The sequence below is a fragment of the Streptomyces sp. NPDC030245 genome (assembly GCF_055572995.1).
In genome coordinates this window covers 578,586-597,851 of sequence record NZ_JBVICF010000004.1, presented here as the reverse complement: position 1 = coordinate 597,851, position 19,266 = coordinate 578,586, and the positions used below count along the sequence as shown (strand labels likewise).

Here is a 19,266-nt window from a genome sequence, read left to right as displayed (position 1 = left end):
GCCGATCGTTGACATACCGGCACATATCTGTCCATTGGGGAACTGACGGGCCGTCGGCCGGGAGCGGGTGATCCGGCGTTCCCGCTCCCCCGCCACGCCGAGGGGGCGCGCGGACGCCCGCGTACGCTTGCGCCCGTGAACGCCAACGACCGCACCCCCGCCGACCTGCTGCGATCCGCGCTCGCCTCGGACCCGGGCCGCCCCCTTGTCACCTTCTACGACGACGCCACCGGTGAACGCGTGGAATTGTCCGTGGCCACCTTCGCCAATTGGGTGGCCAAGACCGCCAACCTGCTCCAGGGCGATCTCGCCGCCGAGCCCGGCGACCGGGCCGTCCTGCTGCTGCCCGCGCACTGGCAGACGGCCGTGTGGCTGCTCGCCTGTTCGTCGGTGGGTGTGGTCGCGGACGTGGGGGGCGACCCGGCCTCGGCCGACCTCGTCGTCAGCGGGCCCGACTCGCTCGACGCCGCGCGCGCCTGCTCCGGGGAGCGGGTGGCGCTCGCGCTGCGACCGCTCGGCGGGCGCTTTCCGCAGCCGCCGGCCGGCTTCGCCGACTACGCGGTCGAGGTGCCGGGGCAGGGGGACCGGTTCGCTCCGTACGCGCCGGTGGACCCGGACGAGGTCGCGCTCGCCGTGGGCGGGGTCGAGCTGACGGGGGCGGAGGTGGTGGAGCGGGCGCGTGCGGATGCGGGGCGGCTCGGTCTTGGGCCCGGGTCACGGGTTCTTTCCGGGCTGCCTTATGACTCGTGGGAGGGGCTCAGTGCGGGGTTGTACGGGGCGTTGGGTGTGGGGGGCTCTGTGGTGTTGTGCCGGCATTTGGATGTGTCGGAGGAGGGGTTGCGGAAGCGGGTGGGGGATGAGCGGGTGACTGTCACTGTGCGGTGACTGGCCGGGGGCCTTGGGCGGGGGTTCGGGTGCGGGGATCTTGTGGCTTGTCGCGCAGTTCCTCGCGCCCCTGATGGTCGCCGCCCTCTCGTCGCCCACTGCGGGCCGGTTCGCCGACCGGTCGCGCCCACGCGGCGCAGCCCCGCGCCGCTAGACGTAGGGGTCCCTTTTCGGGTGCGGGTTCGTCGTGGCTTGTCGCGCAGTTCCCCGCGCCCCTGAGGTTGGCTCCCTTTCGTCGTCCGCTGCGGGCCGATCATCGGCCGGTCGGGCCCCCGCGGCGCAGCCGCACATGTCACAGCCCCGCGCCCCCGGGGCCCCGTTTCGACTGCGGGTCCGCTGTGGCTTGTCGCGCAGTTCCCCGCGCCCCTTGATGTGCCCCCGTTCGTCGTCCGCTGCGGGCCGATTCATCGACCGGTCGCGCCCACGCGGCGGAGCCGCACACGTCACAGCCCCGCGCCCCTTGATGTGCCCGCCGTTCGTCGTCCGCTACGGGCCGGTTCAACGACCGGTCGCTTTCCCGCGGCGGAGCCGCACGCGTCGCAGCCCCGCGCCGCTGGACGTAGGGGTCCCGTTTCGGGTGCGGGTTCGTCGTGGCTTGTCGCGCAGTTCCCCGCGCCCCTTGATGTGCTCCCCGTTCGGCGTTCACTGCGGGTCAGTTCGTCGGTCGGTCGTGCCCACGCGGCGGAGCCGCATGCGTCGCAGCCCCGCGCGCCTGAGGTTGTCTCCCTTTCGTCGTCCGCTGCGGGCCGGTCATCGACCGGTCGCACCCCCCGCGGCGCAGCCGCCCACGTCGCAGCCCCGCGTCCCTGAGGTCGCCTCCACACCCCCGCCCCCTCCTGTCCCCCCGTTCGCGCCCCCTTCCTCCCCCATTCGGCCCACGCCGCACCCGGGCCCAGAGGCCGCCTGCCCCCGGGCGGGTCATGGTCGTAGGTGCGGGGCATGTGTCGTCGTAGCCGTGAGGGGTGGATGTTTACGTGGGTGAGAGCGCTAGGGGGGCTTCCGGAGGGGGCGGGGAGGTGGGGGCGTCCGAGGGGGCGTATGGGCCGGGGGTGGGGGCCAGTGCCAGTGGGGTGGGGGGGCTGCGGCGCAGGCGGCGTTGGGTGCGGTGGGCCGGGCTCGGTGTCGCGGTCGTGGTGCTCGGGGCGGGCGGCGTCGGCTGGATGGCGTACGAGAAGCTCAACGGCAACATCACCAAGGACACCGACGCGGCCGCCGAGCTGGCACGCTTCGAGAAGGAGCGCCCGACCGCGTTGGTACGGGGCGCCCAGAATATTTTGCTTCTCGGCTCCGACACCCGGGCGGGGCCGGTCAACAGCAAGTACGGCGGGGACCCGGGCACCCCTCGCTCGGACACCACGATCCTGCTGCACCTGGCGGCCGACCGGCGCAGCGCGACCGCCGTGTCGATCCCGCGCGACCTGATGGTGGAGATCCCCGGCTGCCGGGGAGCGGACGGCTCCCGGACGGAGCCCCGCTTCGCCCAGTTCAACTGGGCCTTCGCGGCCGGCGGCACGGCCTGCGCGATCCGTACCGTCGAGAAGCTCACCACGATCCGCGTCGACCACCACATGGTCGTCGACTTCGCCGGGTTCAAGGACATGGTCGACGCCGTCGACGGCGTACAGGTCTGCCTGCGGGCACCGATCGACGACAGCGACGCGCACGTGAAGCTCGCGCCGGGGCTGCAAACGCTCAACGGCGAACAGGCGCTGGGGTACGTACGCGCCCGCAAGAGCCTCGGCAACGGCAGCGACACCGAGCGGATGGACCGCCAGCAGGAGTTCCTCGCCGCGCTCGTCAACAAGGTGCAGAGCAACGACGTCCTGCTCAATCCGACAAAGCTCTATCCGGTGCTCGACGCGGCGACTTCTTCGTTGACGACCGACCCCGCACTCGCCAGTCTGCGGGGTCTGTACGACCTGGTGCGCGGGATGCGCGACATCCCCACAGAACGGGTGCAGTTCCTCACCGTCCCCCGGCAGTCGTACACCTACGACGCCAACCGCGACGAGCTCGTCGAGCCCGCCGCCGAGCAGCTCTTCACGCGGCTGCGCACCGACACCCCCGTCGAGGTCGCCCCCCACCAGCCCCCCGAGGGCGAGCAGCAAGGGGAGGAGGCCTCTGGCGAAGAGGGGTACCAAGACGAGTACGGCGGTTCCGGTGAGGAGTGGAGCGACGGGAAGCCCGACGACCCCTCGCATACGCCGTCCCCCGCACCGACATTCCGGGGCAACACGGCCGTGCGCTCCACCTGTGAGTAAAACGATCCCCAAGGGAAGAGCGCGCGTCACAAAGAAATAGGGCGGATTGCCCAGTTGTAGGGGAGTGGAATTTGTCACCGGCGTCGCTCGGCGCTGAACTGGGCGGATAGTGTGAGCGATCCGGTGCGCCGGGCCTCTCGGCCGCGCACCGCTGATCGACTGACCGAGCGCCTTCTTGAGGGGGGAAAGGCGCCGCGTGGCCCCGACGGAGGACGCAGAAAACCGTGGACGCGCAAGGCCGTGGGCGGGCAGAGAACATCGACCCCGCAGACCAGTGGGTGCTCAACCCGGACACCGGCGATTACGAACTGCGACTGAGCCCTTCCGCTGGGCAGTCGGCGGTCCCGAAACCCCGTGCCTCGTCACCCCGTCAGGGCGGCCGCGGCCGCTCGGCGCCCGGACGTGAGCGCCCGCGTCAGGGAGAGCGCGACGAGCGCCGCGAGGTGCCGGGACAGCGCAGAAGGCGCGTCAAGGAGCCGGAGCCGGGGGGCGGGGGCCGCCGCAAGCAGAATCCGCGCAAGTCCAAGGGCAAGAAGTCCAAGGGCAAGAAGGTGCTGGTCTGGACGGGCGGCACGCTGGCCTTCCTGCTCGTCGCGGGCTGCACCGGCGGCTACCTCTACTACCAGCACCTCAACGACAACATCACGTCGATAGACGACGACGGCGCGGGCACCGGCGGCTTCAGCAAGGACCGCGCCATCAACATCCTCGTGATGGGCACGGACAAGCGCAGCGGCAGCGGCAACAAGGGGTACGGCGACGAGGGAAGCGCCGGTCACGCCGACACGACGATCCTGCTGCACGTCTCCAAGGACCGTACGAACGCGACCGCGCTCAGCATCCCGCGCGACATGCTCGTCGACATCCCGGACTGCCCGACGAAGCAGGACGACGGCAGCGTCAAGAACATCCCCGGCTCGCAGAACGCCCGCTTCAACGAGAGCCTCGGCCAGAACGAGCGCACGCCCAGCTGCACGATGCGTACGGTCAAGGAGCTCACCGGCATCACCCCCGACCACTTCATGGTGGCCGACTTCAACGCGGTGAAGACGCTCTCCAGCGCGGTCGGCGGTGTGGAGGTCTGTCTCGCCAAGGACATCGACGACCCCAAGTCGCACCTGAAGCTGGCCAAGGGCAAGCACACGGTCGAGGGCGAGGAGGCGCTCGCGTTCGTCCGCACCCGCCACTCCGTGGGCAACGGCGGCGACTTGAGCCGGATCGAGCTCCAGCAGCAGTTCCTCAGCTCGCTGATGCGCAAGCTGAAGTCCAGCGACACCCTCACCAGCCCGCAGAAGATGGTCAAGCTCGCGGAGGCGGGCACCGAGGCCCTCACCGTCGACTCCACCATCGCCGACATCATGAAGCTCAAGGATCTCGGCATGGAGCTCGGCAAGCTCGACATGAAGAACCTGAGCTTCACCACGGTGCCGGTCATCGACACCCCCGGCGAGAAGGTGCACGCCACGGTCGTGCCCGCGCCGGGCAAGGCCGAGCAGCTCTTCGCGATGATGCGCGCCGACGAATCGCTGACCGCCGTGAAGAAGAAGCAGAAGAAGGAGAAGGCCGCGGTGGCCGCCCGCCTCAAGGGCCCCAAGGCCGACGCCTCCGAGGTGCGCGTCGACATCTACAACGGCAGCGGCAAGACCGGCGCCGCTCAGACAACTCTCACGTGGCTCCAGAACACTGAGGGCGTGCTCAAGTCCAGCCAACTGGGGAACGCGCCCTCGGACATCAAGAAGACGACGCTCGAGTACGCGCCGGACCAGGCCGACCAAGCCCGTCGGCTCGCCGACATCATGGGTCTGTCGGGCGGCGCCCTGAAGCCGGGCAAGAGCGAGAAGAACGCACAGGGTCTCCCGACCATGAAGCTGACACTCGGTGGCGACTTCAAGGGCGCGGGGGTGCCCATCAGCGCACCGACGAAGGCGCCGAAGGACCTGAAGAAGGTCGAAGCGGACAAGACTGTGTGTGCCGAGTGACCTGAAGCGGTCGTTCTGCGTCTAACAATGCGCCAAGGCGCCATGGAGCGACCGCAGTTCAGGAACGGGGCGGGGAGGGGCTGGGGATGAGGCAGGACAGCGTGCGTAAGGAGGGGGCGCGACGGCGTGCCCCGCACGCGAGTGATCGCGGCCGGAGCGGCGGTGCGCGCGACGGCGCGGCACGCTCCGGGAAGACGTCGGAGAACGGCGGCGAACCACCGGAGGGCAACGGCCGGCACCGGCGCGCCACGAGCGGCGGCGAGCGCCCGCCGCGCCGCAAGCGCGGCATACTGCGCTGGTCGGCGACGGTCCTGTCCGTACTGATACTCGGCACGGCCGGCGCCGGATACCTCTACTACCAGTACCTCAACGGCAACATCGAGACGGACGACCTGAACCTCGGCGAGCACCGGGCCCCCGAGCCCACCCCCAACGCCGCCGGGCAGACGCCCCTGAACATCCTGCTCATCGGGTCGGACGCCCGGGACTCCAAGGCGAACCAGAAGCTCGGCGGCGCCAAGGACACCTTCGGCTCGCCGCCGCTCGCGGACGTGCAGATGCTGCTGCACCTCTCGGCCGACCGCACCAACATGTCCGTGGTCAGCATGCCCCGCGACACCCTGCTCCAGATCCCCAAGTGCACGGACCCCGACGACGGCAAGGTCTATCCCGAGACCGGCCCGCGGTACATGACGAACGAGTCCCTGGGCCGCGGCGGCCCCGGCTGCACGGTCGCCACCTGGGAGAAGCTCACCAACATCCACATCAACCACTTCATGATGGTCGACTTCGCGGGTGTGGTCTCCATGGCGGACGCCATCGGCGGTGTGCCGGTCTGCGTGGACAAGAACATCCATTCGCGCACCAGCGCGGGCAAGGGCTCGGGCCTGAAGCTGAAGAAGGGCACCACGGAGATCAAGGGCGAGCAGGCCCTTCAGTGGCTGCGCACCCGCTACGGCTTCGAGGGCGGCACCGACATCAGCCGCGCCAAGGCCCAGCACATGTACATGAACGCGCTGGTCCGCAAGCTCCGCGAGAACACCGGCCTGACCAGCCCGAACCAGCTCCGCAAGCTCGCCGACAAGGCGACGAGGGCGATCAAGGTGGACGACGGCCTGGGCGACCTCAAGGACCTGTACGACCTCGGCAACGAGCTCAAGAAGGTCTCGCCGAGCCGTACGACGATGACCACCATGCCGTTCGAGTACGTCGGGGCGCGCGTCATCCCCAAGCCGGGCGACGCCGAGCAGCTGTTCCGTCTCGTACGCGACGACATCCCGCTGGACGGCAAGGGCAAGAAGAAGCCGGCCAAGGAGAAGGCGTCGGACGACCCGGCGGCCGCGGACGACAAGATCGCGGTGCAGGTGCAGAACGGCACGCGCAGCGACGTGGAGCCGCCGGTCAGCGGCCGGGCGAGCACGGTGGCGCAGCTCCTCGTCGGCAAGGGCTTCGCGAAGGCGACACCGGACTCCGCGACGGCGCTCGCCGAGGAGAAGACGGTCGTCCGCTACCCCAGCAAGGAGCTGGAGGGCGATGCCCAGCGGATCGCCAAGGCGCTCGGGCTGCCCCTGAGCGCGGCGAAGAAGTCGACGGACGTCTCCGGGGTGACGCTGGTCGTCGGCGCCGACTGGCGCGAGGGTGACGCCCCGCCGAAGGCGAAGAAGAAGGACGACACGACGCCGGAGTCGGCGGACGCGCTCAGCGGGTCCGACAAGAAGGCGTGCATGAAGGTGGACCCGGCCTTCACCTGGTAGCCGCCCGGGGCGGGCGGAAGGCCCCGGACGCGCGAAGAGGGCCCCGGCACGCGCCGGGGCCCTCTTCGGCTGTGCGTGTCAGGCCTGCTGGGTCTCCCCGAGCACCGCCGGGCGGCGGGAGGCGATGACCTTCTTGGCGAGCGAGCGCGGGCTGGTGAGGAAGCCCCAGCCCCACGACATGTGCATGGTCGCGAGCGCCACCGGGATCCGCAGGCGCGCCTTCAGCGGCAGTCCCTTGCCGGCGGGGACGGAACCGGCGACTATCGCCGCGAGGTAGCCGCCGGGGACGACGAAGCCCCACGGGGTGAGGGCCGCGCCCACGACGACGCCCGCCGCGATGGCGCAGACCGCGGTCGGCGGCGCGAGGTAGCGGAGGTTGATGGAGCCCTCGTGGTAGCGGGCGACGACGTGGCGCCAGCGGCCGTAGTCCTTGTACTGCTTGGCGAGGGCCTTGACGCTCGGGCGGGGGCGGTACGAGACCTTCAGCTCGGGCGAGAACCAGATCAGGCCGCCGGCCTCACGGATGCGGAAGTTCAGCTCCCAGTCCTGGGCGCGGATGAACTCCTCGTTGTAACCGCCCTGCTGCTCCAGGGCCTCGCGCCGGAAGACGCCCAGGTAGACCGTCTCGGCCTGCTGGGCCTCGCCGCCGGTGTGGAAGGCGGCGTTGCCCACGCCGATCTTCGAGGTCATGGCGGCGGCGACCGCGTGCTCCCAGTCGTTCTGGCCCTCGGCGTGCATGATGCCGCCGACGTTCATCGCGCCGGTCTCCGCCAGGAGGCGGACGGCCGTCGTGATGTACCCCGGGGAGAGCGCGGCGTGGCCGTCGACGCGTACCACGATCGGGTGGCGTGATGCCTTGATCGCGGCGTTGAGCGCCGCGGGCGTGCGCCCCGTGGGGTTGGGGACCGTGTGCACCCGGGGATCCTCCGCGACCAGCTCCGCGGCGATCTCGTCCGTGCGGTCGGTGGAGGGGCCGAGCGCGACGACGACCTCCATCTCGCCCGCGTACTCCTGCTGAAGGATCGCGTGCACGGCCTCGCGCAGGTGCCGCTCCTCGTTGAGAACCGGCATGATCACGGATACGGCTGGAGGCTGCGCCTCGGACTTCGCGTTCATCACGCGTCACGTTACCGCGAATGGGGGACACGGGTGCGCGCCGTCCGGGTCGCTACCCCGGGCCGCATTTCGTATGGGCTTACGTTTCTCGGGTCACCGGCTCGTCCCCGCCCGCGCCACGGCCCGTCACGCGGAGGTGCTCCACACGTGCCCACACCGCCCCGCTCCCCCACTCCCCGACCGCGCCGCCCCAGCCCTCCGGCCAGAAGGCCCGTCCGGAAGGCGGGGCGGACCAAGCGGCCGCGGTGGGTGATGAGAGTGGTGACCGGGGTGTCGGTGGCGGTGCTCGTCGCGGCCGGCATCGGGCACTCCGTGGTCACCAGCCTCAACACGGGCATCAGGCGGGTCGACGCCTTCCGGGACATGAAGAACAGGCCCGCGCAGGGCAACGGCATGAACGTGCTGCTCGTCGGCACCGACGGCCGCGACAAGATCACGCCCGAGGAGAAGGCGAAGTACCGCCTCGGCGGCGCCCCCTGCCACTGCACCGACACGATCATGATCGTGCACATCTCGGAGGACCGGAACCGCGCCAGCGTCGTGAGCCTGCCCCGGGACAGCTACGCCGACCTGCCCGCGCACACCGACCAGACGACCCGCAAGAACCACCACCCGCACCCCAACAAGCTCAACGCGGCCTACGCGGAGGGCGGCCCGAACCTCACGGTGCGCACCGTCGAACACATGACGAAGGTCAAGATCGACCACTATCTGGAGGTCGACTTCCTCAGCTTCATGAAGACCGTGGACGTGCTCGGCGGCGTGGAGATCTGCACGACGCGGCCGCTGAAGGACGCGAACACCGGCCTCAGCCTGGGCGAGGGCACCCACCTCATGAACGGCGGCGAGGCGCTCCAGTACGTCCGCTCCCGGTACGTCGACGGGGCGTCCGACCTGGGCCGCATGCAGCGCCAGCAGCGGTTCCTCGCGGCGCTGATCGCCAAGGCGACGAGCGGCGGCGTCCTGCTGAACCCGGTCAAGTTCGGCGACGTGACGCGGACGCTGCTCGGCTCGGTGCGGGCGGACGGCGGCTTCGGCACGGACGAGATGCTGGAGCTCGGGCGGGCGATGAAGGGCTTCTCGCCGTCGTCGTCGGAGTTCACGACCGTGCCGCTGAGCCCCACGGGACAGGTCCTGCCGGGCATCGGCGCGACGCTGAAGTGGCACCCGGAGAAGTCCGCGAAGCTGTTCCAGGCGCTGCGCGAGGACCGGCCGCTCGCGCCGCACCGCGTCCGGGCCAAGGGCGCGCTGGTCGATGTCGCACCGCAGCAGATCCGGGTCCAGGTGGACAACGGCACCGGGGCGCCGGGGCTCGGGCAGCAGGTCGACGCGGGGCTGCGGGCGACCGGCTTCCGGACCACGGGGGTGCCGGGGAACGTGCCGGGCGCCATCGCGAAACCCGTCCCGCGGACCGTCGTCGCGTTCGACCCGCGGTGGGACCGGTCGGCGAAGACGCTGGCCACGGCGTTGCCGGGGTGTGAGCTGCGGCAGGTGCCCGGGCAGGGCGCGATGCTGAAGGTGATCGCCGGCAAGGACTTCAAGGCGGTGCGGCCGGTGCGGGCCGAGGACGTCCACGAGGGCGAGTTCGGGGTGGTCACCGGGGATCAGGTGGTCTGTCCGTAGCGGCGCGGCCGATCGCCTCAGTCGATCACTGAAGCCGGTCGCCTCAGCCGGTCGCTTCAGTCGTCGAAGCCCTCGGCGGCCCGTGCCTCCCGCAGCTCCTTGATCGCCCGGCGGCGGGCCAGGCGGTGGGTGCGGCGGATCTGGGCCTCCTGGTAGCGGCGGCGGTCGCGGTCCGTCTCGGGGACGACCGGCGGGACCGTGCGGGGCTTGCCGTCCGCGTCGACCGCCGCGAAGACCAGGTAGGCCGAGCCGACCTGCTGGGCCGGCGTCGACTCGTTCCACCGCTCGGCGAGGACCCGGACGCCGACCTCCATGGAGCTGCGTCCGGTCCAGTTGACCTGGGCTTTCACATGAACGAGGTCGCCCACGCGGACCGGCTCAAGGAAGACCATCTCGTCCATCGACGCGGTGACCGCGGGGCCGCCCGAGTGGCGTCCGGCGACGGCTCCCGCCGCGTCGTCCACCAGTTTCATGATCACGCCGCCGTGCACCGTGCCGAGGAGGTTGGTGTCGTTGTGGGTCATGATGTGGCTGAGCGTGGTGCGGGACGCCGAGGTCGGCTTGCCCGGAATCGACCCGGGGGTCCGGTCGTTTTCCCCCGGAATGGGCGCTGCCGAACGGGGAGCCTGGTCTGTCATGCCCTCCACCCTATGTCGGACGTATGTCCGACCCCTCGTCGGCCGCTTTGCATCAGCTCTGCAACAGCCCTGAACCGAATCCCCGACCGCCCTGTAAGGCGCGGCCCCCCAAGCGGCACACTGGGCCACATGAGCGATTGGCCTGACGATCAGGGTGGCGGCCGGGGATACGGCCGCGGCAGCGGGAACTCCCAGCCCGAGGGGGCCCGCGCGATGCGGCACGTCCAGCGCGGCCGGCCCTCGCGTCCGGCCGGTCCCCCGCCCGGCGGGGTCCCGCAGCAGCCGGCGTACGACGACGGGTACGGCGACCGGCAGTACGGCGACGGGCAGCCGTACGGCGACGCCCGCGACGAGGTCTTCGAGCCGCGCGCCCCGCGCCGGGACCCGTACGGCCAGGGCCCCGACAGCGCGTACGACAGCGGCTACAACACCGGCCAGGTCTACGGCCAGCCCACCGGGGGCAGCGGCGGCGGCACCGGACAGCCGCCGCGCGCCGCGCGTCCCGCGCCGAACTGGCGCAAGCGCATCAAGTGGGGCTCGATCACGATCGTCAGCGTGCTGGTGGTGACCTCCGTCGCCACGTATTTCTGGGCCGACTCCAAGCTCAAGCGCGAGGTCGACCTCTCCAAGGTCATCGAGCGGCCCGAGGGCGGCGCGGGCACGAACTACCTCATCGTGGGCTCCGACAGCCGCGAGGGCATGTCCGACGAGGAGAAGAAGGAGCTCCACACGGGCTCCGCCGACGGCAAGCGCACCGACTCGATGATGATCCTGCACGTCGCGGACGACGGCGGGAACACCATGATCTCGCTGCCCCGCGACTCGAACGTCACGATCCCCTCCTTCAAGGGCGCCGAGTCCGGCAAGCTCTATCCGAACCAGGGCCGCCAGACGAAGCTGAACGCCGCGTACGCGGAGGACGGCCCCGAACTCCTCGTACGGACCGTGGAGTACAACACCGGCCTGCGGATCGACCACTACGCCGAGATCGGCTTCGGCGGCTTCGCCAAGATCGTGGACGCGGTCGGCGGCGTCGAGATGGACATCCCCAAGGGCTTCAAGGACAAGAAGTCCGGCGCCGACTTCGAGGCGGGCAAGCAGACGCTCGACGGCCAGCAGGCCCTCGCCTTCGTCCGCACGCGGTACGCGCTGCCCGGCAGCGACCTGGACCGCACGAAGAACCAGCAGAAGTTCCTCGCGGCCCTCGCCAACCAGGCCGCGACCCCCGGCACGGTCATGAACCCGTTCAAGCTCTACCCGACGATGGGCGCGGGCCTGGACACCCTGATCGTCGACAAGGACATGGGCCTGTTCGACGTGGCCTCCATGTTCTGGGCGATGAAGGGCGTGACCGGCGGCGACGGCAAGTCCATGAACATGCCGCTCGCGGGCCAGAGCGGCGGCAACCTCCTCTGGGACAAGGCCAAGGTCAAGCAGCTCGTCGAGCAGCTGAACAACGACGAGAAGGTCACGGTTACCGGGTAGCCCGGATCGGCGGGTACCCCGAACGCTCCGTCCGCCGCGAAGCCGTGGCCGCTCCGTGCCACGGTTTATTCGAACTGCCACCCGCCGACGTCCGGAGCACCCGCCATGGCAGACCTGCAGGAGGAACTGAACACCACCGCCGAGGCGGGGGCGCTCGACCCGCCCCTCGTCCCGCCCGACCCGGAGCCCGGCCCCGAACCGCAGCCGGACCCCGAGCCGGTCCGGTGCGCCGACCCGGCCGATCCGGCCGAGCGGGCCCGCGCGCTGCTCGCCGCGCATCCGGTCGCCGACGGATACAGCGGCCTGCCCTGGGCGCTGCGCCGGCTCGCCTGGCACGACTTCGACACGGGCGACAGCGTCCTGGAGAGCGACGTCCCGCGGCTGCGCGGGGGCCGGGTCGGCGCGCAGTTCTGGTCCGTGCACGTGCCCGAGGGGCAGGCCACGGAGACCGCGGACGGCACCATCGGCGCCACGCTCGACCAGATCGACCTCGTGAAGCAGGTCGTCGCCGCCCACCCCGAGGCCCTGCGGCTGGCCCACAACGCCTCGGAGGCCGCCGACGCGCGCAACTGCGGCCGTATCGCCACCCTCATCGGCCCGGCGTGCGGCACCGCGCTCGGCGACTCCCTGGGCACCCTGCGCATGCTGCACAGCCTCGGCCTGAGCGTGGTGACCCTCTCCGGCACGGCGTGGGCGGGGGCGGGCGGGCTCACCCCGTTCGGCGAGGAGGTCGTCCGGGAGATGAACCGGCTCGGGGTCCTCGCCGACCTGTCCGGCGCGGCCGAGGTGACGGCGCGGCGGGTGCTCGCCGTCTCCAAGGCCCCGGTGGTCTTCATGCGCTCGGGGGCCCGCGCCCTGACCGACCACCCGGCGAACCTCACGGACGAGATGCTGGCCGCGGTGGGCGCCGCCAAGGGCCTGTGCCTGGTGCCGCTGACCGCTGAGCGGACCGGCCCCTCGGTGCGGGAGGTGGCGGACCACCTCGATCACGTACGCCGGGTCGCGGGGCCGGAGTGCGTCGGCATCTCCGGAACGTACGACACGTACGAGGCGCACCCGCACGGGCTCCCCGACGCGTCGAGCTATCCCCGGCTGATCGCCGAGCTCATCGAACGCGGCTGGCCCGAGGCCGAGTTGGCGCTGCTCACCTGGGGCAACGTGCAACGCGCGCTGCGCGGCGCGGACTTCACGGCGCGGGCCGCCCGGCAGCGGCGGTCCGCGTCGACGGCGACGAGGGACCGCCTGGACGGGTGAGCACCCCGCCCGCCCGCCGGGTCAGGGTCAGGGTCAGGGTCAGGGGATCTTGCAGAGGCAGAACGGGTGGCCCACCGGGTCCGCGTAGACGCGGAAGTCGCGCTTGCCGCCGTCGTCGTCCAGGTCGAGGGGGCGCGCGCCGAGCGCGAGCACCTTCTCCTGGGCGGCGTCGAGCTCCTCGGTGGTGCGGCCCGCGTCCAGGTCGAGGTGGACCTGCTGCGCGTTGACGTCGGCGCGCGGCCACTCCGGCGGGTGCAGGTCCTCGACCTTCTGGAACGACACCTTGACGCGGCCGGGCGTTACGAGGTCGACCCAGTCGCCGTCGTCCTCGATGGTGCCGCCGATGACTGCGGCGTAGAACTCGGCGAGGGCGCGTGGATCGGGGCAGTCAAAGACGACGTTGCGCAGGCGGGCGATGGGTTGCGTCGTGTCCATCTCGTCTCCTCGTGTCTCTCGTGCTCTCCCGGCACGTGTCGGCACCGGGGCGGAACGAGTGCCCACTCACCCCATCATCACCCCTATGCCCCAGGACGTCCCATCGCGCGGTAGGTCCAGCCGGCGGCCCGCCACGCCACGGGGTCGAGCGCGTTGCGCCCGTCGAGGAGGACGGGGGCCGCCGCCACGGAGGCGAGCTCCGCCGGGTCGAGCTCGCGGAACTCGCGCCACTCCGTCAGGTGCAGGACGACGTCGGCGCCCCGGACGGCGTCCAGCGCCGTGTCCGCGTAGCCGAGGGTGGGGAAGAGCCTGCGGGCGTTCACCATGCCCTTGGGGTCGTACACGGTGACCTGGCCGCCCTGGAGGTGGATCTGGCCCGCCACGTTCAGGGCCGGGGAGTCGCGCACGTCGTCCGAGTCCGGCTTGAAGGTGGCGCCGAGGACCGCGACCCGCTTGCCGAGGAAGGAGCCGCCGCCCAGCGCCTCGCGGGCCATCTCCACCATCTGGCCGCGCCGCCGCATGTTGATGGAGTCGATCTCGCGCAGGAACGTCAGGGCCTGGTCGGCGCCGAGCTCGCCCGCGCGCGCCATGAAGGCCCGGATGTCCTTCGGCAGACAGCCGCCGCCGAAGCCGATCCCGGCCCGCAGGAACTTCTTGCCGATCCGGTCGTCGTGGCCGAGGGCCTCCGCCAGCTTCACGACGTCGCCGCCGGCCGCCTCACACACCTCGGCCATGGCGTTGATGAAGGAGATCTTCGTGGCGAGGAAGGAGTTCGCGGAGGTCTTCACCAGTTCGGCCGTCGGGAAGTCCGTGACGACGAAGGGTGAGCCCTCCGCGATCGGCGTCGCGTAGACCTCGCGCAGCAGCTTCTCCGCGCGCTCGCTGCGCACGCCGACCACGATCCGGTCGGGGTGCAGCGTGTCCTGCACGGCGAAGCCCTCCCGCAGGAACTCCGGGTTCCAGGCCAGCTCGACCGCGTCGCCCGCCGGGGCCAGCTCGGCGAGGCGCGCCGCGAGGCGGTCCGCGCTGCCGACCGGGACGGTGGACTTGCCGACGACGAGCGCCGGCCGGGTGAGGTGCTTGGCGAGCGACTCGAAGGCGGTGTCCACATAGGACATGTCGCAGGCGTACTCGCCGTGCTTCTGCGGGGTGTTCACGCAGATGAAGTGGACGTCGCCGAAGTCGGCGGCCTCGGCCGGGTCCATCGTGAAGCGCAGCCGGCCGCTGGCGCCCTCGATGCCCGCGACGTGCTTGCCGAGGAGCTCTTCGAGGCCGGGCTCGTACATGGGGACCTCGCCCCGCTGGAGCATCTCGACCTTCTCGGGCACGACGTCGAGTCCCAGCACCTCGAAGCCCAGCTCGGCCATGGCCGCGGCGTGCGTGGCGCCGAGATAGCCGGTGCCGATCACGGTGATCTTGAGGGCCATGCGGTGCTCCAGGGGTCTGAGGCTTCAGTGCGCTGACCGAGCATAGTTCGCGCATGTCGAACCCTCTCACCGGGCATGATTCCCGCTGTCGCCAAGCTCACGTATCCCTCGCGCCGTGGGCGCCACTAAAATTTGGGTTACTTAACGGTAATTAGCATCCTTGGAGCGTGAGAGACCTTGGCCGGATCGGCTGATTTCGACCTGTACCGCCCGTCCGAGGAGCACGGCATGCTCCGGGACGCGATCCGCTCGCTGGCCGAGGCGAAGATCGCCCCGTTCGCCGCCGCGGTGGACGAGGAGGCCCGCTTCCCGCAGGAGGCCCACGACGCGCTCGTCGCCAACGACCTGCACGCGGTCCACGTACCGGAGAGCTACGGCGGCGCGGGCGCCGACGCCCTCGCCACGGTCATCGTCATCGAGGAGGTGGCCCGCGTCTGCGCCAGCTCCTCGCTGATCCCCGCCGTCAACAAGCTCGGCTCGCTGCCCGTCATCCTCTCCGGCTCCGAGGAGCTGAAGAAGAAGTACATGTCGCCGCTGGCGAGCGGCGAGGGCATGTTCTCGTACTGCCTCTCCGAGCCGGACGCCGGTTCCGACGCGGCGGGCATGAAGACCCGGGCCGTGCGCGACGGCGACTCCTGGGTGCTCAACGGCGTCAAGCGCTGGATCACCAACGCGGGCGTCTCCGAGTACTACACGGTGATGGCCGTGACCGACCCGGAGAAGCGCTCCAAGGGCATCAGCGCCTTCGTCGTCGAGAAGGGCGACGAGGGCGTCTCCTTCGGCGCGCCGGAGAAGAAGCTCGGCATCAAGGGCTCCCCCACCCGCGAGGTCTACCTCGACAACGTCCGCATCCCCGCCGACCGCATGATCGGCGAGGAGGGCACGGGCTTCGCGACCGCCATGAAGACCCTGGACCACACCCGCATCACCATCGCGGCGCAGGCCCTCGGCATCGCGCAGGGCGCCCTCGACTACGCCAAGGGGTACGTCAAGGAGCGCAAGCAGTTCGGCAAGCCGATCGGCGACTTCCAGGGCGTCCAGTTCATGCTCGCCGACATGGCGATGAAGATCGAGGCCGCGCGTCAGCTGACGTACGCGGCGGCCGCCAAGTCGGAGCGCGGCGACAGCGACCTCACCTTCCAGGGCGCGGCCGCGAAGTGCTTCGCCTCGGACGTGGCGATGGAGGTCACCACGGATGCGGTGCAGCTCCTTGGCGGGTACGGGTACACGCGGGACTATCCCGTCGAGCGGATGATGCGTGATGCGAAGATCACGCAGATCTACGAGGGCACGAATCAGGTTCAGCGCATCGTGATGGCGCGGAACCTGCCGTAGCCCGCAGACGCGTCTGCCTACGGCGGTTCTTACGCGGGTGCGGGCTTGTACTTGGTTGCTCGCGCAGTTCCCCGCGCCCCTTACGGGGCGCCCCTGTACGGGGCGCCCCGTCTCAGCCGTCCAGTTGGGCCAGCGTCGCGATCGACGGGCCCCTGCGGGACTGGACGTCGCGGGCGACGTCCTCCGCCGCGCCGAGGACCCGGACCGCGTTCTGCCACGTCAGCTTCGCCAGGTCGGGCTTCGACCAGCCGCGGGTCAGGAGTTCCGCGAGCAGGTTCGGGTAGCCCGCCACGTCGTCCAGGCCCGACGGGGTGAACGCCGTGCCGTCGTAGTCGCCGCCGATGCCGATGTGGTCGATGCCCGCCACCTCGCGCATGTGGTCGAGGTGGTCGGCGACCGTCGCCACCGTGGCGACGGGGCGGGGGTTGCGCTCCTCGAAGGCCGCGTGGACCTTCATGGCCTCCGGCGTCGTGTCCAGGTGGTGGAAGCCGTGGGCGCGCATGTTGTCGTCCGCGGCCAGGGTCCAGTCGACCGCGGCCTGGAGGACGAACTTCGGGACGAAGGTCGCCATCGCCACGCCGCCGTTGCCAGGCAGCCGCTCCAGGACGTCGTCCGGGATGTTGCGCGGATGGTCGCACACCGCCCGCGACGACGAGTGCGAGAAGATCACCGGCGCCACGGAGGTGTCCAGGGCCGCCCGCATCGTCGTCGCCGCCACGTGGGAGAGGTCCACGAGCATGCCCATGCGGTTCATCTCCCGCACGACCTCGTGGCCGAACGGCGAGAGGCCGCCGACGCCCGGCTCGTCCGTCGCCGAGTCCGCCCACGCGATGTTGTCGTTGTGCGTGAGCGTCATGTAGCGGACGCCGAGCGTGTGCAACGCCCGCAGCGTGGCCAGGGAGTTGTTGATGGAGTGGCCGCCCTCGGCACCCATCAGGGAGGCGATGCGGCCCTCCGACCTGGCCTGCTCCATGTCCGCCGCCGTCAGGGCGCGGGCCAGGTCGGCAGGGTGGCGCGTCAGCAACCGGTCGACGCAGTCGATCTGTTCGAGCGTGGCACTGACCGCCGCGTCGCCCGTCAGGTCCGTACGGACGTAGACCGACCAGAACTGCGCGCCGACGCCGCCCGCGCGCAGCCGGGCGATGTCCGTGTGGAGCCTGCCCGTCTGGTCGGCGGCGATGTCGAGGTGGCCGAGGTCGTAACCGGCCTTCTCGCGCAGCGCCCACGGCAGGTCGTTGTGACCGTCGGCGACGGGGAACTCGGCGAGCAGGGACCGTGCTTCTTCCAGCTTCTGCGGATGCGTCATACCCGCCACTGTGCCGGTCACTTCCCCGGACCGAAGCTGAATCCGGAACCCGCTCCCTCGACCTTGGCGCGCAGCCGCTTGCCCTTCTCCGTCGCCTGGTCGTTCAGCTCCTGCTGGAACTCCCGCATGCGGGCGAGGAGTTCGGGGTCGTGCGCCGCCAGGATGCGGGCCGCGAGCAGCCCCGCGTTGCGCGCGCCGCCGACGGAGACCGTCGCCACCGGGACGCCCGCGGGCATCTGCACGATGGACAGCAGGCTGTCCATGCCGTCCAGGTACTTCAGGGGGACGGGGACGCCGATGACCGGCAGCGGGGTCACCGAGGCCAGCATGCCGGGCAGGTGCGCGGCGCCGCCCGCGCCGGCGATGACCGCCTTGAGGCCGCGGTCCGCCGCCTGCTCGCCGTACGCGATCATCTCGTGCGGCATGCGGTGCGCGGAGACGACGTCGACCTCGAAGGGCACCTCGAACTCGTCGAGGGCCTTGGCGGCGGCCTCCATGACGGGCCAGTCGGAGTCCGAGCCCATGACGATGCCTACAACGGGTGCGGTCATTCGGTGATCGTTCCTCTGAGGTAGCCGGCTGCGTGGCGGGCGCGGTCGAGGACCTCGTCCAGATCGTCGCCGTAGGTGTTCACGTGACCGACCTTGCGGCCGGGCTTCACGTCCTTGCCGTACATGTGGATCTTGAGTTGCGGGTCGCGGGCCATGCAGTGCAGGTACGCGGTGTACATGTCGGGGTAGTCCCCGCCGAGCACGTTGGCCATCACGGTCCACTTGGCGCGCGGGCGCGGGTCGCCGAGCGGCAGGTCGAGCACGGCCCGCACATGGTTGGCGAACTGGGAGGTGATCGCGCCGTCCTGCGTCCAGTGGCCGGAGTTGTGCGGGCGCATCGCCAGTTCGTTGACGAGGATGCGGCCGTCGGGCGTCTCGAAGAGCTCGACCGCGAGGTGGCCGACCACGCCGAGCTCGTCGGCGATGCGCAGCGCCAGCTCCTGGGCCTCGCCGGCCAGGGCCTCGCTGAGGCCGGGGGCCGGGGCGATGACCGTGTCGCAGACGCCGTCGACCTGCTGGGACTCGACGACGGGATAGGCGACGGCCTGGCCGTGCGGCGAGCGGACGACGTTCGCCGCCAGTTCGCGCACGAAGTCGACCTTCTCCTCGGCGAGCACCGGGACACCGGCCCGGAAGGGGTCTTCGGCGTCCTCGACGGAACGTACGAACCACACCCCCTTTCCGTCATAGCCGCCACGCACCGTCTTCAGGATGACCGGGAATCCGTCGCCGCCGTCCTCCGCCCCCTCGGCCGCGAAGGCGGCCACGTCGGCCGGGTCCTTCACGATCCGATGGCGCGGGCACGGCACCCCGATCTCCGTGAGCTTCGCGCGCATCACGCCCTTGTCCTGGGCGTGCACCAACGCGTCGGGCCCCGGGCGCACGGGAATGCCGTCCGCCTCCAGGGCCCGCAGATGCTCGGTGGGTACGTGTTCGTGATCGAAGGTGATCACATCGCAGCCCCGCGCGAAGTCGCGCAGCGTGTCGAGGTCGCGATAGTCGCCGATCACGACTTCGCCGACGACCTGCGCCGCGGAATCCTGCGGGGTGTCACTGAGGAGCTTGAATTTCAGGCCGAGGGGGATGCCCGCCTCGTGGGTCATGCGGGCGAGCTGACCGCCGCCGACCATGCCGACTACCGGGAACGTCACGCCCCCAGGGTATCGGCCGGTATCGGCCACCCGGCAACGGCCGGATCCAGCGCCTCACGACGCCCG

Annotated in this window: 15 protein-coding genes; 8 read left to right on the top strand and 7 right to left on the bottom strand. The window is 70.9% G+C overall.

The features are described 5' to 3' along the window. Positions 1-135 precede the first annotated feature (135 nt). The 4 genes from ACZ4Z4_RS14645 to ACZ4Z4_RS14630 all read left to right on the top strand — a co-directional run bounded on the left by ACZ4Z4_RS14645 (position 136) and on the right by ACZ4Z4_RS14630 (position 6,879). The gene (locus ACZ4Z4_RS14645) at positions 136-885 is read left to right on the top strand and encodes a TIGR03089 family protein (protein ID WP_468326813.1); all 750 of its coding nucleotides are present in this window, start codon (positions 136-138) and stop codon (positions 883-885) included. Between the two features lie 1,016 nt (positions 886-1,901). Beyond that, entirely contained in the window at positions 1,902-3,146 is a 1,245-nt protein-coding gene (locus ACZ4Z4_RS14640) for an LCP family protein (RefSeq protein WP_468326811.1), read from the top strand. A gap of 224 nt (positions 3,147-3,370) precedes the next feature. Then, the gene (locus ACZ4Z4_RS14635) at positions 3,371-5,125 is read left to right on the top strand and encodes an LCP family protein (protein WP_468326809.1); all 1,755 of its coding nucleotides are present in this window, start codon (positions 3,371-3,373) and stop codon (positions 5,123-5,125) included. 86 nt (positions 5,126-5,211) lie between these two features. After that, positions 5,212-6,879 carry an LCP family protein gene (locus ACZ4Z4_RS14630; protein WP_468326807.1) on the top strand — a complete coding sequence of 556 codons (1,668 nt, stop codon included), beginning with the start codon at positions 5,212-5,214 and terminating at the stop codon, positions 6,877-6,879. 78 nt (positions 6,880-6,957) lie between these two features. Here ACZ4Z4_RS14630 and ACZ4Z4_RS14625 read toward each other — a convergent pair whose 3' ends face one another. After that, entirely contained in the window at positions 6,958-7,995 is a 1,038-nt protein-coding gene (locus ACZ4Z4_RS14625; protein WP_468326806.1) for a glycosyltransferase family 2 protein, read from the bottom strand. A gap of 147 nt (positions 7,996-8,142) precedes the next feature. Between ACZ4Z4_RS14625 and ACZ4Z4_RS14620 the strand changes: the two genes are divergently transcribed. Beyond that, the gene (locus ACZ4Z4_RS14620; RefSeq protein WP_468326804.1) at positions 8,143-9,618 is read left to right on the top strand and encodes an LCP family protein; all 1,476 of its coding nucleotides are present in this window, start codon (positions 8,143-8,145) and stop codon (positions 9,616-9,618) included. A 56-nt stretch (positions 9,619-9,674) separates the two neighbouring features. On the opposite strand, the gene ACZ4Z4_RS14615 is transcribed toward ACZ4Z4_RS14620, so the two are convergent. Then, positions 9,675-10,256 carry an acyl-CoA thioesterase gene (locus ACZ4Z4_RS14615; RefSeq protein ID WP_468326803.1) on the bottom strand — a complete coding sequence of 194 codons (582 nt, stop codon included), beginning with the start codon at positions 10,254-10,256 and terminating at the stop codon, positions 9,675-9,677. A gap of 129 nt (positions 10,257-10,385) precedes the next feature. Here ACZ4Z4_RS14615 and ACZ4Z4_RS14610 point away from each other — a divergent pair, with 129 nt between their 5' ends. After that, positions 10,386-11,741 (top strand): LCP family protein, encoded by a 1,356-nt coding sequence (locus tag ACZ4Z4_RS14610; protein WP_468326801.1) that lies wholly within the window; start codon positions 10,386-10,388, stop codon positions 11,739-11,741. Between the two features lie 105 nt (positions 11,742-11,846). After that, the gene (locus tag ACZ4Z4_RS14605; protein ID WP_468326800.1) at positions 11,847-12,995 is read left to right on the top strand and encodes a dipeptidase; all 1,149 of its coding nucleotides are present in this window, start codon (positions 11,847-11,849) and stop codon (positions 12,993-12,995) included. 39 nt (positions 12,996-13,034) lie between these two features. Here the strand turns inward: ACZ4Z4_RS14605 and ACZ4Z4_RS14600 are convergent, their stop codons facing one another. Beyond that, a complete protein-coding gene (locus ACZ4Z4_RS14600) occupies positions 13,035-13,430 on the bottom strand; it encodes a VOC family protein (protein WP_468326798.1) in 396 nt (131 codons plus the stop codon). 83 nt (positions 13,431-13,513) lie between these two features. Continuing rightward, on the bottom strand, positions 13,514-14,857 hold the full coding sequence (locus ACZ4Z4_RS14595) for a UDP-glucose dehydrogenase family protein (protein ID WP_468326796.1): 1,344 nt from the start codon (positions 14,855-14,857) through the stop codon (positions 13,514-13,516). A 177-nt stretch (positions 14,858-15,034) separates the two neighbouring features. Here ACZ4Z4_RS14595 and ACZ4Z4_RS14590 point away from each other — a divergent pair, with 177 nt between their 5' ends. After that, positions 15,035-16,192, top strand: coding sequence for an acyl-CoA dehydrogenase (locus tag ACZ4Z4_RS14590; RefSeq protein ID WP_468326794.1), 1,158 nt, complete (start codon positions 15,035-15,037; stop codon positions 16,190-16,192). Positions 16,193-16,304: 112 nt separating this feature from the next. On the opposite strand, the gene ACZ4Z4_RS14585 is transcribed toward ACZ4Z4_RS14590, so the two are convergent. Genes ACZ4Z4_RS14585 through ACZ4Z4_RS14575 form a run of 3 tightly spaced genes read right to left on the bottom strand, consistent with a single transcriptional unit; the run spans position 16,305 to position 19,200 of the window. Then, entirely contained in the window at positions 16,305-17,498 is a 1,194-nt protein-coding gene (locus tag ACZ4Z4_RS14585) for a dipeptidase (protein ID WP_468326793.1), read from the bottom strand. A 17-nt stretch (positions 17,499-17,515) separates the two neighbouring features. Beyond that, positions 17,516-18,049 carry a 5-(carboxyamino)imidazole ribonucleotide mutase gene (gene purE, locus ACZ4Z4_RS14580; protein ID WP_468326791.1) on the bottom strand — a complete coding sequence of 178 codons (534 nt, stop codon included), beginning with the start codon at positions 18,047-18,049 and terminating at the stop codon, positions 17,516-17,518. Further along, entirely contained in the window at positions 18,046-19,200 is a 1,155-nt protein-coding gene (locus ACZ4Z4_RS14575) for a 5-(carboxyamino)imidazole ribonucleotide synthase (RefSeq protein ID WP_468326790.1), read from the bottom strand. Before ACZ4Z4_RS14575 ends, purE begins: the two co-directional genes overlap by 4 nt. Positions 19,201-19,266: the final 66 nt, after the last annotated feature.

What these genes read in the sequence shown, in the direction of transcription:
- ACZ4Z4_RS14595 (WP_468326796.1), bottom strand. Translation starts at nt 14,857, where the DNA reads ATGGCCCTCAAGATCACCGTGATCGGCACCGGCTATCTCGGCGCCACG.
- ACZ4Z4_RS14605 (WP_468326800.1), top strand. Translation starts at nt 11,847, where the DNA reads ATGGCAGACCTGCAGGAGGAACTGAACACCACCGCCGAGGCGGGGGCG.
- ACZ4Z4_RS14585 (WP_468326793.1), bottom strand. Translation starts at nt 17,498, where the DNA reads ATGACGCATCCGCAGAAGCTGGAAGAAGCACGGTCCCTGCTCGCCGAG.
- ACZ4Z4_RS14610 (WP_468326801.1), top strand. Translation starts at nt 10,386, where the DNA reads ATGAGCGATTGGCCTGACGATCAGGGTGGCGGCCGGGGATACGGCCGC.
- ACZ4Z4_RS14615 (WP_468326803.1), bottom strand. Translation starts at nt 10,256, where the DNA reads ATGACAGACCAGGCTCCCCGTTCGGCAGCGCCCATTCCGGGGGAAAAC.
- ACZ4Z4_RS14625 (WP_468326806.1), bottom strand. Translation starts at nt 7,995, where the DNA reads ATGAACGCGAAGTCCGAGGCGCAGCCTCCAGCCGTATCCGTGATCATG.
- ACZ4Z4_RS14600 (WP_468326798.1), bottom strand. Translation starts at nt 13,430, where the DNA reads ATGGACACGACGCAACCCATCGCCCGCCTGCGCAACGTCGTCTTTGAC.
- ACZ4Z4_RS14630 (WP_468326807.1), top strand. Translation starts at nt 5,212, where the DNA reads ATGAGGCAGGACAGCGTGCGTAAGGAGGGGGCGCGACGGCGTGCCCCG.
- purE (WP_468326791.1), bottom strand. Translation starts at nt 18,049, where the DNA reads ATGACCGCACCCGTTGTAGGCATCGTCATGGGCTCGGACTCCGACTGG.